Source organism: Acinetobacter lwoffii, assembly GCF_024129715.1.
Classification (GTDB): domain Bacteria; phylum Pseudomonadota; class Gammaproteobacteria; order Pseudomonadales; family Moraxellaceae; genus Acinetobacter; species Acinetobacter lwoffii_U.
Window position 1 is genome coordinate 18,794 of record NZ_JAMXXM010000008.1, and the last position, 12,116, is coordinate 30,909.

12 protein-coding genes are annotated in these 12,116 nt (G+C 46.5%); 4 read left to right on the forward strand and 8 right to left on the reverse strand.

Annotated elements, in window-relative coordinates:
• Nucleotides 1–86 precede the first annotated feature (86 nt).
• Nucleotides 87–893, forward strand: a complete 807-nt coding sequence (locus NI462_RS07440; protein WP_180181437.1) for an enoyl-ACP reductase FabI — start codon at nt 87–89, stop codon at nt 891–893.
• A 170-nt stretch (nt 894–1,063) separates the two neighbouring features.
• Here the strand turns inward: NI462_RS07440 and secB are convergent, their stop codons facing one another.
• The 4 genes from secB to rsgA form a co-directional block, all read right to left on the reverse strand.
• Nucleotides 1,064–1,522, reverse strand: coding sequence for a protein-export chaperone SecB (gene secB / locus NI462_RS07445; RefSeq protein WP_004647439.1), 459 nt, complete (start codon nt 1,520–1,522; stop codon nt 1,064–1,066).
• A 38-nt stretch (nt 1,523–1,560) separates the two neighbouring features.
• Nucleotides 1,561–1,815, reverse strand: a complete 255-nt coding sequence (grxC, locus tag NI462_RS07450) for a glutaredoxin 3 (RefSeq protein WP_004278388.1) — start codon at nt 1,813–1,815, stop codon at nt 1,561–1,563.
• Nucleotides 1,816–1,836: 21 nt separating this feature from the next.
• A complete protein-coding gene (locus tag NI462_RS07455) occupies nt 1,837–2,244 on the reverse strand; it encodes a rhodanese-like domain-containing protein (protein WP_004278386.1) in 408 nt (135 codons plus the stop codon).
• A 93-nt stretch (nt 2,245–2,337) separates the two neighbouring features.
• Entirely contained in the window at nt 2,338–3,396 is a 1,059-nt protein-coding gene (gene rsgA / locus NI462_RS07460) for a ribosome small subunit-dependent GTPase A (protein WP_168730659.1), read from the reverse strand.
• 125 nt (nt 3,397–3,521) lie between these two features.
• On the opposite strand from rsgA, the gene orn reads away from it, so the two are divergent.
• Nucleotides 3,522–4,079, forward strand: coding sequence for an oligoribonuclease (orn, locus tag NI462_RS07465; protein WP_004278381.1), 558 nt, complete (start codon nt 3,522–3,524; stop codon nt 4,077–4,079).
• Between the two features lie 35 nt (nt 4,080–4,114).
• Here orn and NI462_RS07470 read toward each other — a convergent pair whose 3' ends face one another.
• The gene (locus NI462_RS07470; RefSeq protein WP_253159838.1) at nt 4,115–4,366 is read right to left on the reverse strand and encodes a hypothetical protein; all 252 of its coding nucleotides are present in this window, start codon (nt 4,364–4,366) and stop codon (nt 4,115–4,117) included.
• A gap of 182 nt (nt 4,367–4,548) precedes the next feature.
• Between NI462_RS07470 and NI462_RS07475 the strand changes: the two genes are divergently transcribed.
• The gene (locus NI462_RS07475; RefSeq protein WP_129716334.1) at nt 4,549–5,319 is read left to right on the forward strand and encodes a tRNA threonylcarbamoyladenosine dehydratase; all 771 of its coding nucleotides are present in this window, start codon (nt 4,549–4,551) and stop codon (nt 5,317–5,319) included.
• A 97-nt stretch (nt 5,320–5,416) separates the two neighbouring features.
• Nucleotides 5,417–7,252 (forward strand): tetratricopeptide repeat protein, encoded by a 1,836-nt coding sequence (locus NI462_RS07480; RefSeq protein ID WP_253159840.1) that lies wholly within the window; start codon nt 5,417–5,419, stop codon nt 7,250–7,252.
• Between the two features lie 66 nt (nt 7,253–7,318).
• Here the strand turns inward: NI462_RS07480 and NI462_RS07485 are convergent, their stop codons facing one another.
• Genes NI462_RS07485 through NI462_RS07495 form a run of 3 tightly spaced genes read right to left on the reverse strand, consistent with a single transcriptional unit; the run spans nt 7,319 to nt 12,085 of the window.
• Nucleotides 7,319–8,734 carry an efflux transporter outer membrane subunit gene (locus tag NI462_RS07485; RefSeq protein ID WP_253159843.1) on the reverse strand — a complete coding sequence of 472 codons (1,416 nt, stop codon included), beginning with the start codon at nt 8,732–8,734 and terminating at the stop codon, nt 7,319–7,321.
• Between the two features lie 10 nt (nt 8,735–8,744).
• The gene (locus NI462_RS07490; protein ID WP_044109938.1) at nt 8,745–10,721 is read right to left on the reverse strand and encodes a MacB family efflux pump subunit; all 1,977 of its coding nucleotides are present in this window, start codon (nt 10,719–10,721) and stop codon (nt 8,745–8,747) included.
• A 2-nt stretch (nt 10,722–10,723) separates the two neighbouring features.
• Nucleotides 10,724–12,085, reverse strand: coding sequence for a MacA family efflux pump subunit (locus NI462_RS07495; RefSeq protein ID WP_253159845.1), 1,362 nt, complete (start codon nt 12,083–12,085; stop codon nt 10,724–10,726).
• Nucleotides 12,086–12,116 lie beyond the last annotated feature (31 nt).

Sequence of the window (12,116 nt, forward strand, 5' to 3'; positions counted from 1 at the left end):
AAATAGAAAAAAAGGTGCATTATGCAATTTCTAAAATGCTCCAGACTTGGCATCATGCCATATACATTTTTTTAGGTGAGATTCACATGGCACAAGGACTTTTGGCGGGTAAGCGCTTCTTGATCGCGGGCATTGCGAGTAAATTATCGATTGCTTTTGGTATTGCTCAAGCATTGCATCGTGAAGGTGCTGAATTGGCTTTTACTTATCCAAATGAAAAGCTGAAAAAGCGGGTAGATGACTTTGCTGAACAGTTTGGTTCGAAACTGGTTTTTCCTTGTGATGTGGCAGTAGATGCTGAAATTGACTATGCATTTGCTGAACTGGCCAAACACTGGGATGGTCTGGACGGCGTAGTGCATTCTATCGGTTTTGCACCGGCACATACGCTGGATGGTGACTTCACCGAAATCACGGATCGTGAAGGTTTTAATATTGCGCATGACATCAGTGCCTATAGCTTTATCGCAATGGCACGCGCGGCAAAACCTTTGCTGCAAGTCCGTCAAGGTTGTTTGCTAACATTAACCTACCAAGGTTCTGAGCGTGTAATGCCAAACTATAACGTGATGGGTATGGCCAAAGCCTCTTTAGAAGCAGGCGTACGTTATTTGGCGTCTAGCTTGGGTCAGGAAGGTATTCGTGTGAACGCGATCTCTGCGGGTCCAATCCGTACCTTGGCAGCTTCAGGTATTAAATCATTCCGTAAAATGCTTGACCTGAATGAGAAAGTTGCTCCATTAAAACGTAATGTGACGATTGAAGATGTCGGTAATGCTGCATTGTTCCTGTGCTCGCCATGGGCTAACGGGATTACTGGTGAAATCCTGTATGTTGATGCTGGTTTTAATACTGTTGGTATGAGCGCTGATTTGATGGCAGATGCGGAATAAAAATCCGCTTGTCACCTTCTCCCTTTGGGAGAAGGCTGGGATGAGGGGACTTTTATTTACCTCTCCCCTGGCGAAACAATGTTTTTCATCTTCTCAAAGGAGAGGAGGGGAACATTAAGCCAATAAAAAAGACCGCATATGCGGTCTCTTTGAGATTTAAAGGACAACGATTAAGCTTGACCATCCACAGCAGCGGCTTGCGCACGTTGCATATTGGCTTCAAATTCAGCATCGAAGTTGATTGGTGTAAGTAGCAACTGTGGGAAGCTGCCTTTAGTCACCATATCATTCACTGCTTCACGTAGGAACGGGAACAGGATGTTCGGACAGTATGCACCCAGGATATATGGAAGACGCTCTTCTTCAACGCCATCCACCAAGAAAATACCAGCTTGAGTCACATCAACGATAAACGCGGTATCACCTTCGTTGGTTGCTTGAACCACGACTTTCAAAGCTACTTCAAAATGAGTTTCATCAATTTTTTCTGCAGAAGAAGAAAGATTGATGTTTAACTCAGGTTGCCATTGCTTGGTAAAAACTTGCGCCCCAGGAACTTCAAAAGAAATATCTTTGGTGTAAATACGCTCTAATGCCAATTGTGGTTGAGCTTGTTGTTCTTCACTCATTTTTTGATCCTTAATATGAAGTGATAATTTTAGTAAGGTTAAGCCAGCAATTCATCAAGTTTGCCTTCACGCTCTAAAGCATAAAGTTGGTCAAAACCACCGATGAACTGATCATTAATAAAAATTTGTGGCACGGTACGGTGATTGGTACGCTGCATCAATTCAAGACGTACTTCAGGCGCTTCTTGAGACAAGTTAATCTCTTTATATGCCACACCCTTACGTTCCAGTAGCTGTTTTGCACGCACGCAATAAGGACACACTGTCGTCGAGTAAATAGTAACTTCAGCCATGATCAATCTCCTGTTCGTGGATTATTTGCTTTTCACCAAAGGTAAACCTTGAGCTTTCCAGTTGCTGACGCCGCCATCAAGACGGTAGGCATCGGCATGACCAACCTGCTGTAATGCAGTACCAGCCACCTGTCCAAGGTTACAAATGAACACCAAAGGGCGATCAGATGCTTTCAGCTCTTCAACATGTTTTGTAATCTGGCTATATGGAATATTACGGCTGCCGCTGATATGACCTTCACGGAAGTCTTTGGCATCACGTAAATCAATCAGCATGGCATTTTTTGCTTTGACTAAAATTCCCAGCGATTGCGGAGAAATTTTGCGACCGTTACGTTGACCTTCGATAATGAAGAACAAAACCACTAATACCGCGAGTGTTCCAAATAAGAAGGGGTGATTCCCCATAAACTCGAACCAACGTTCCACAATTCACCTAATTACAATTTTAAAATTGCCAAGAGTATAGCTCATAAATATGGTGATCAAAATCACCGCTTCAAGGGCCAAGGGTTAAGAAAATTAATTTTTTTGCTGTGCTTCAGTGATTTCGTCGATTAAACGTAAATAGCTGTCCAGTCGGCGCGGTAAAATTTCACCTGCGGCAGCAGCCTGACGCAAAGCACATTGTTTTTCATGCTTATGGGTACAGTTACGGAACTGACAATGGCCGAGCAGGTTTTCAATTTCAGGAAAGCCGCTTTGTACCTTATCTAAAGTCAGATGCCACAGGCCAAATTCACGAATTCCCGGAGAGTCAATCAGGGCGGCACCTTGACCAAAACCGATCAAGCGCGTTGATGTCGTAGTGTGCTGACCAAGTGCCGAGTTTTCCGAAATAATATTGGTTTTCTGTGCGGCATCCGGCACGATCGCATTAATCAGCGTGCTTTTACCCACACCAGATTGACCGACGAAAGCCACCGTTTCATTTTCCAGACGATTAGACAGTGCAGTCAGGTCGCCATCGGATTGGGTCTGCATCACTTCATAACCGAGATCTTGATATTCTTGCAGCAGAGTCAGAATCGGATCGTTTTCTTTTAACAAATCGGCTTTATTCATCACCAGCAATGCAGGAATATCGGCATCGGCACAGGCCACCAGATAACGGTCGATCAGGCCCGGCGCTGGCTCAGGCAATGGTGCAAACACGATCACAATCAGTGAAATGTTGGCCGCTACCGGTTTAACCTTGTGATAGCGGTCGGGGCGTGTCAATAAGGATTTTCGGGGATGAATCGCGGTGATAATTCCTAAACCGGTATTCGGATCGGCTTGCCATTTGACCCGGTCACCCGTGACCAATAAATCCAGATTGGTTCGAGTATGACAGCGCCAGACGCTGTCCAGTTCAATCTCTTTCCAGAAAGGTTCAGGCTCACCATCGGCGACCACAGGTTTTTCAGGGTGAATGTCAGGGCGAGACAAAGCTTGCACTTCAAGTTGGCGGCCATAATGTTGCACCACTAAACCTTCAAGATCACTGGAGGTATCGAGATCTTCTTGACGTGTTTTCTGTTGTTTCTGAATGCGGCGCTGTTGTTGCTCTGTCAGACGACGCTTACGTATTAAGGCCATTCATATCCTAAAAAAACCGGGTAAATCAGATGGCAAAAATAGCATGAAGCAGCCCCCGAATGACACCCAAGATGTAATTAATTTGCTACTATAGTTGTTTTTAAAGCCAATAAGATTGCACATTTATGAGCAGCACCGCTGATACCCGCCTGATTTGGATTGACCTTGAAATGACAGGTTTAGACACAGACAATGATCAAATTATTGAAATTGCAACAATTGTAACCGATGACAATTTGAATATTTTGGCAGAAGGTCCTGTGCTTGCGGTACATCAGCCTGCACGTCTGTTAAATGCCATGGATGAGTGGAACACTCGCCAGCATGGCCAGTCTGGTCTGATTGAACGTGTACGTCGCAGTAAACTGACCGCTCAGGATGCCGAACAGCAAACTATTGAATTCCTGAAAAAATGGGTCAATCCAAAATCTTCACCGATGTGTGGTAACTCGATCTGTCAGGATCGCCGTTTCTTGCACCGCCTGATGCCTGAACTGGAGCAGTATTTCCATTATCGCAATCTGGATGTCTCTTCAGTGAAAGAGCTGGCCAAACGCTGGCGCCCGGAAATCATGAGTGGCCTCAAGAAAAATGCCTCGCATCTGGCGATGGATGACATTCGCGATTCGATTGCGGAACTGAAATACTATCGTCAATATTTCTTTATCATGAATAAAGACTAATTCCGATAGATGAAAAAGAGGCGCAAGCCTCTTTTTTATTTTACTGAACTGGATTTTTTTCTAGCGTAAAACTGCTCCATGCTTTCAAAGCCTACCCACAAGAGCAATAACACGATCAGATGATTCTGTGTTTCATAACGATCGAAAATAACCAAGCCAAATAATCCTAATGTCATTAAACGAATGAGAATGCTGAGATAATAATTTTTGTTCTTTTGGCTGATCAGAACATAAAAATAAAGCCCGATACAAAGCATGTTCAAACCTAAAAGGGTGTTAAATAGCATGACATTCCACTCCTTTTGGCCAAATGACATAGAATTAATTTGTTGATATTTTAATCAATTACGAGTGCGTTGTCGCTCTCATCCGATCTGAATGTCATTTAAATCGATCAAAAATTTAGTGGCGGTAAAGAAAAGCGGATTTTGCTAAAATGATCCGGTATTTTTATTGCTATAGATGACCTATGACCGACCTGCTTCAAGATGATGAATATGACCGCCGTTTTGCTGGTGTTGCCAAAATTTATGGAGAAGACAGCTTTAACCATTATGAAAAAAGTCATGTGATGGTGATTGGTATCGGGGGCGTAGGTTCATGGGCAGTAGAAGCTCTGGCACGTAGCGGAATTGGCGAACTGACCTTGGTCGATATGGATGTGGTGGCGGCATCAAATATCAACCGCCAGTTACCTGCCATGAGTACCACCTTGGGTCATGAAAAAATTGAAGTTATGGCCGAGCGGTGTCGTGCAATTAATCCACGGATTAAAATCAATCTAATTGATGATTATCTGACGCCTGAGAATATCAAAGAAATTTTAGCTCCGACACCGGATCTGATTTTAGATTGCATCGATGATGTCAAAGCCAAATTTGCCCTGATGCTACATTGTCGCTTTAACAAGATTCCTTTAATTGTATCGGGCGGGGCAGGTGGCAAACTGGATCCACTGAAAATTCGTGTTGCAGATTTATCTAAAACCGAACAGGACCCGATGCTGGCCAAATTACGTGTCCAGTTACGTGCTAAAGGCATCTGTAAAAAGCCCAAAGAAAAATTCGGTATTACCTGTGTCTATTCCATCGATAATCCATTTTCGAGTGCCGATGTCTGCGCCAGTGCCGGCTTACGCTGTGGTGGTTATGGCTCTGCCGTGGTGGTGACTTCAAGCTTTGCCATGGTCGCCGTGGCAGAAGGCTTGAAAAAGCTCGATAGTAAAAGAGCAAAAGCCTGATTTAAAAATAAAAAGCACAATCTATGTGCTTTTTTTAAACTCGCGTTTAGAATGAAAGGATTCATTTGCAGAACAAAAATAATGTTTTGGAGCAGCTATGTGGTTCTTGCTGGTACTGATTTTGGGGGTAGGGGTGTTGGCGATCTGGATGTGGAAACGTCCGGATCCGGTGAAACGTGATCAGGCGAAGGCTGTACAACATGATTTATGGATTGAGCAGATTGATGCTCAACTGAAACATGCAGCACGTTTGAGTTCAGATCCGGAACATCCGAATTATGAACGTGCCTATCAGATTTATCAGGGACTGGCTGAGCAACAGGAAATTCCACAAGCCTATGTAGGTATGGGCCTGATGCATCTGCAAGGTCTGGGACATGAGCAGAATACTGAAAAGGCGATTAGTTATCTAGACAAAGCCTTTCGTCTGGGCAGTGATGAAGCCGCCTATCATTTGGGGCAGATTCATGAAGGGGATGCGTATCAACAGGCTGACCCGGAAAAAGCTTTGTATTGGTACCGACATGCGGTAGCACGTGGCAATCTGGATGCCCAATATCGTATTACTGAACTTTCTTCTACCGAAGGTCAGCCTCAAAACGAGATGACTGCAGAAAAACAGCGTCTGGCATTGTTAATTCAAAATGCCGGGCAGGGTCATGCCAATTCGCAGTATCAGCTGGCCCAGTATTATTTGGCAGATTCAACAACCCAAGATTTAGTGCAAGGAATTCATTATCTGTTTCTGGCGGCACAGCAAGATCATTTGGCTGCCAATCAGCAAATCGCCGATGATTATGCGCATGGTCAGATTCTGCCCCAAGACCTGACGCAATCACTGCAATTTATTAAACGCTGTATCAGTCTCGGTGACCAGAAAGGTCTCTATGATTATTATGCCGGTGTGTTGCAAGGCCGTATCGATACAGACCAGCGTCAGCGCGTGTTTCAGCATTTATTGCAGCAGTCCAAAGATCACGCCGATGCACACGCCAAGACCTTAATCGGACTGGCTTATTTTCATGGCTGGTATGTCGATAAAAATGAAACCATGGCATTTCGTTACTGGTCGGAAGGGGCCAACAGTCAGCATTCGCCTGCCTTATGCATAATTGCTGCGCTGTATTTTGAGCAGCACCTGGTTGCCAATGAACCGCAAAAAGCATTTGAGTTATATCAGGCTGCTGATCAGTTCAGTCCTGAAGATGTGTCTGCGCAGATGGGGCTAGCGCTGTGTTATTTAAACGGTATAGGCACAGTTAAAGATACGGATAAAGCCACACAAATGATTCAGAAGGCTGCACAACAGTATTGGCAGATTGAAGCTCAGTCTGAGGCGGATCTGATTTATAGCGTCGGCCGGTTTTATAGTCTGGCTGAATATCCATTGCCGACACGTGATAAAGCTGTCCAGTACCTCAATCAGGCGGTTGCGAAAGGTTCGAAAGAGGCGGCATGGTTCCTGTACCAAGCTCTGTCAGGCATTTATCCTGTGTTTATCAATAATGCAGAGTTGGCAAATCGCTATCTGCATCAGGCTGCACAATTGGGTCATGCCCAGGCACAAGCAGAATTGGGCTTGAAGTATCTTGAAGGGCAACAGATTGCGCAGGATATTGCCTTAGGCTTGAGCTATCTGCAAAAAGCAGCCGCTCAGCAGAATGGTGTGGCGCTAAATGCTCTGGGTGAAGCCTATGAGCAAGGTCAAGGTGTTGAGAGCAATATTGAGCAAGCCGTGCAGTATTATCAGCAGGCGGCAGCACAGGTGAATGCAGATGCCTATAGTCATCTTGGACGTTTATATATCAAGGGAATTGGCGTGGAGCGTGATATCGGAATCGCACAAGACTGGCTGGAAAAAGGCAGTTTGCTCGGGCATGAGCGATCCACTGAATTATTGAAAAATGTGAATGCGTATTTGCAAATGAAATAAACTGACTCAAATCATACGAGCTAAAAAACCGCTGTCGGGCAGCGGTTTTTTATGGATCAAGCTTTGTTAAGGTAATTGTTTAATCGGGCTACCACCCAATGCCTGCATCAAGGTGACATAGGCATTGTACTGGTTCTGTCTGGTTTGCACCAATGACAGCCGTGCATTGCGCGTGGTTTCCTGCGCATCCAGCAGGTTTTTCAAGGCCACTGCACCATTACGATAACGCACTTCAGTCAAGCGTTCAGTTCTTTCTGCCAGCTCAACATTGCGTTGCTGTAATGCAACCTGCTTAGTGAGCTCAGTACGATTCGACAAGGCATTTTCCACATCGGCAAAGGCCTCATACATGGTCTGGCGATATTGCATAATCGCTTTTTCGTATTCCAGCTCATTGACTTGCAGATCACGTTTCATGTCATTCCATTGCAGGAATGGCAAAGTCAGGCCAGCACCTAAAGTTGCAACCGGATTTTTCAGGGCATTCGAGAGGGACGTACTGCTGCCAATACCGGTGGTCAGATTACCGGTCAAACTAATGGATGGATAGTAGCTGGCTTTGTTGGCATCTTTATTGGCCAGCGCCTTACGCAAGCGCAGTTCAGTCGCTCGAAGGTCAGGACGACGTGACAATAAACTTGCCGGTAAGTCGGCCTGAATACTCGGCAATTGAATATTCGGTAAACGACTTGGCTCTTGAATCGCGAGCTGTTGAACCGGCATGTGCAGCAATACCGCGAGTCCGGTACGTGTTTCCACACGTTGCTGTTCAATCTGGCTTAAAGTCGCCTGTTGACTTTGAATTGCCTGTTCCGCCTGGGTTAAATCCAGACCGGATACTGCGCCGGCACGATATTGCACCCGCACCAGATCATAGGTTTTTTGCGCGGTCGCCAGATTTTGCTGTACCACACTATAACGTTCATTCAGATAAGCCAGTTGCCAGTACAATTGTGCCGTGGTGCCAATCAGGCTTTGTGCGGTTGCCTGCAAGTCTTCTTCAGAGGCCAGTGCTTCCCAGCGTGCCGCTTCAGTCTGATTGGCCAGTTTGCCAAACAGATCCAGTTCATAGCTTAAACCCGGATAATTAATCCCAAAACTCGATGAACTATCACCATCTTCTAAATCAAAACTTCTACGTGTTGTCAGTCCGGCATCACCGACGCGAACGCCTTGCTGACTTTGAGCTTGTCTGGCTTGAATACGGGCCTGTTGTAAACTGATGCCGGCCACTGCCAGATCGGTATTCTGCGCCAATACTTCATTCACCAAATTATTTAATTGCGGATCTTTAAATAAAGTCCACCATTGATCTGCCAGAATATCGGCATGAATCTGCTGACTAAGCACCTTATTGTTTTGAAAGCTGCCCGGCATATTAAGCGCAGGCTGTTCATACGGTGTTTTTACCACTGCGGCACAACCGACCAGCGAGCTTCCCAGCAAAAGGGCACTGGCAAGCTTGGTTAAATTCATTTGCATATCAGGTTCCTTATTCGCGAGAAAGTGCATCGACTGGATTCAGACGAGCAGCATTACGTGCCGGGATAAAGCCAAACACAATCCCGATCAGGCTTGAGCAGACAAAGGCAGCTACAATCGAAGTGGTTGAATATGCCATTTGGAACGTACCACCGGCAAAATGGGTAATCAGCTGGCCAATCCCGAGGGAAAGCAGCACACCCAAAATACCACCCAAGATACAGACCAGAACCGCTTCAATCAGGAACTGTTGCAGAATATCACTTTGACGTGCACCCACCGCCATACGCACCCCAATTTCCTGAGTACGTTCAGTCACTGACACCAGCATGATATTCATCACCCCAATCCCGCCGACCACCAGTGAAATCACCGCAATCGCTGAAATTAGCAAAGTCATAGTCGCTGTGGTTTGCTGAATAGTTTCACGAATACTGTCGGCATTCTGGGTAAACACATCCTGCGCGCCATGTCGCTGTACCAGCAAATTCAAAATCGCATTTTCAGCCGCCGCACTTGGGTATTCATCCTTAATCCGCACAATGATGCTACGCACATTGGATTGCCCCAGCATACGGCTCATGACGGTGGAATACGGCAGATAGACATTCAGGCTGTCATTATTGCCCATCATGCCTTTTTGCGCGTCAATCACCCCGATAATCCGGCTCGGTACGCTCCCGAGTAAAATCACCTGACCCACCGGATTGGTGCCATCCTTAAAGAAGGTGTTTTTGGTATTGGTGTCAATGACGACATCTTGCGCCTGTTGCATGACGCTACTGCGGTCAAAAGGCTGACCGGACTGGAAAGTCATGCCACGCACGTAGAAGAAATCTTCACTGACGCCGTTGACCGTGGTTGAAGCTTCGATTTCTTTATAACGGCCGGTGACACTGCTATTCACCGATGGGCTGACGCCATCGACATACGGTTGTTCAGCTAGCGCATCGGCATCGGCCGGAATCAGGGTTTTGGACTGTGAAGATCTGGAATTATCCCCAAAGCCTCGACCCTGAAATACGGTAATGGTATTGGTCCCCAGACTGCTGATATTTTCCAGAATCTGCTTTTGTGAGCCATTACCGAGTGCCACCACCGAGACCACCGAAGCAATACCGATAATGATTCCGAGCATGGTGAGGAAAGTCCGCATGCGATGTGCATTCATGGCCAGCAAGGCCATCCGGAAGGCTTCACCCAGACGGTCAACTGCAGAACGCCATGAAGAAATCTTCTTTTGTTCACTGCGGATCAGCGGCTGTTTTTCCAGATGCTCTTCGACTTCAGGAACATTGGGCTGATCAGAAATAATATTGCCGTCCGAGATCTCGATAATCCGGGTCGCATTTTTCGCTACATTATGATCATGCGTGACCAGAATGATGGTATGACCTTTGGCATTCAGTTCACGCAAAATGCGCATCACTTCAATACCGCTGTTCTTGTCCAATGCACCTGTCGGTTCATCGGCCAGAATCACGTCACCGCCATTCATTAGCGCACGGGCAATCGAAACCCGTTGCTGCTGACCACCAGAGAGCTGGCTCGGACGGTTCTGGGTTTTTTCACCCAGACCGAGATCAGTCAGAATCTTGACGGCTCGCGCATGCCGTTCAGATGAATCCGCACCGGCATAAATCGCAGGGACTTCGACATTGCCTGCTGCATTTAAATCGCCCAGCAGATGATAACGCTGAAAAATAAAGCCGAAATATTCACGGCGTAATTGCGCCAGTTCATCCGCTTCCAGTTCCCGGGTTTCACGGCCTTTGACCTTGTAGCTACCCGTGGTCGGTTTGTCCAGACAACCCAGAATGTTCATCAGGGTCGATTTACCGGAACCGGACTGACCGACAATCGCCACCAGTTCACCCGGATAAATCTCTAGATTCACCCCTTTTAAAATCTGGACCGTGCTTTCACCCGCAGGGAATTCACGAACCAGATTTTTCACCTCGAGGAGAGGCTGTTGTTGTGAATTCATGCTTACATTCTCATTGGGCCACGGCTATTGCCACCGCTTTTTGCTGCATCATTGGAGGTGTCAGAACCATCGGCAATCACCACCTGATCACCACGTTTTAAACCTTTCAGCACTTGCGCAGTCGCACGGTTATTCAAGCCGATTAATACAGGGGTTGGTTTCGCAGTACCATCGGCTTGCAAGACACGAACCATGCCACGTTGTGCTTTACCTTGCTCAATCAATGCAAGTTCTGCTTCAGACAGGTTTAGACGCGCTGGACGTTCACCGGCAGGGCGATTGCCTTGAGCCGATTCAGCTTCAGGACGTGATGCCGGACTGCCTTCACCGCGAGAACCCTCACCACGCGCTTCACCACGATTGGCACGGGGCGGACGGTTTGAACCTTGAATGGCCGCAGCAGGAATGGTCAGCACATTTTTGGCTTCATCCAGTACGATATAAACTTGTGCAGTCATATCAATACGTAATTTTCCATCTTCATTCGGTACATCGAACAATGCGTTGTAATACACCGCAGAACTTGACGATGAGCTTGAGGTATTGCTATCGGTATTAATTGAATTGGGTGCAGGCTCAACCTGACGCAGTTTGGCGTAAATCTTTTTCTCGTTATTGCCTAACGTAGTGAAATAAACCGTCTGACCTTCTTCAACTTTCATGACATCCGCTTCAGAAATTTCAGCTTTAATGGTCATGGTGTCGAGTTTGGCCAGTTTAACAATGGTCGGCGCACTCTGGTTGGCATTCACGGTTTGACCTTCTTCAGTCACAATCGCCACAATCGTGCCATCCATCGGGGCTACAATCTGGGTATAGCCAAGATCTTCTTTGGCAGTCGCCAGCGTCAAACGCGACTGTTCAATCTGTGCATTGATAGCGGTGATATCCGCTTGCGCCGTTTTATAGTTCGCAAATGCCGATTCCAGCTCTGAGCGAGAAGTGGCATCCTGTGCATACATGGCTTTCTGACGGTTGTATTCAGCTTCAACTTTGGCCAGATTTGCCTGTCTTACTGCAAGTTGTGCCATCTGATTTTTAATGCTGGCTTCAGCGGTTTTTAAATCATTTTCCTGACGAACGGAGTCAATCCGCGCAATCAGCTGACCTTGCTTGACCTGATCGCCCAGTTCTACATACATTTTTCTGACCTGACCCGAAACCTGCGCTCCCACGCTGACCATCTTGGTCGCTTCCAGAATACCAGTCGCCAGTACAGAGCTTTCGATATCGCCTTGGGTGACTTCAGCCGTAATATATTGCGGAGGCTGTTCTTTGGGTTTGAGGAAGTACCACCCCGCAGCGATGAGCGCAATGGCAATCACGGCGACTATAATCAATTTCGTCGGTTTTATTTTTGGCATGATCAATATCGGTTCAAAATCAGAGAATTGT

Coding starts and splice junctions, on each gene's coding strand:
- NI462_RS07440 (WP_180181437.1), top strand. CDS start 87: ATGGCACAAGGACTTTTGGCGGGTAAGCGCTTCTTGATCGCGGGCATT.
- secB (WP_004647439.1), bottom strand. CDS start 1,522: ATGAGTGAAGAACAACAAGCTCAACCACAATTGGCATTAGAGCGTATT.
- grxC (WP_004278388.1), bottom strand. CDS start 1,815: ATGGCTGAAGTTACTATTTACTCGACGACAGTGTGTCCTTATTGCGTG.
- rsgA (WP_168730659.1), bottom strand. CDS start 3,396: ATGGCCTTAATACGTAAGCGTCGTCTGACAGAGCAACAACAGCGCCGC.
- orn (WP_004278381.1), top strand. CDS start 3,522: ATGAGCAGCACCGCTGATACCCGCCTGATTTGGATTGACCTTGAAATG.
- NI462_RS07470 (WP_253159838.1), bottom strand. CDS start 4,366: ATGCTATTTAACACCCTTTTAGGTTTGAACATGCTTTGTATCGGGCTT.
- NI462_RS07475 (WP_129716334.1), top strand. CDS start 4,549: ATGACCGACCTGCTTCAAGATGATGAATATGACCGCCGTTTTGCTGGT.
- NI462_RS07480 (WP_253159840.1), top strand. CDS start 5,417: ATGTGGTTCTTGCTGGTACTGATTTTGGGGGTAGGGGTGTTGGCGATC.
- NI462_RS07485 (WP_253159843.1), bottom strand. CDS start 8,734: ATGCAAATGAATTTAACCAAGCTTGCCAGTGCCCTTTTGCTGGGAAGC.
- NI462_RS07490 (WP_044109938.1), bottom strand. CDS start 10,721: ATGAATTCACAACAACAGCCTCTCCTCGAGGTGAAAAATCTGGTTCGT.
- NI462_RS07495 (WP_253159845.1), bottom strand. CDS start 12,085: ATGCCAAAAATAAAACCGACGAAATTGATTATAGTCGCCGTGATTGCC.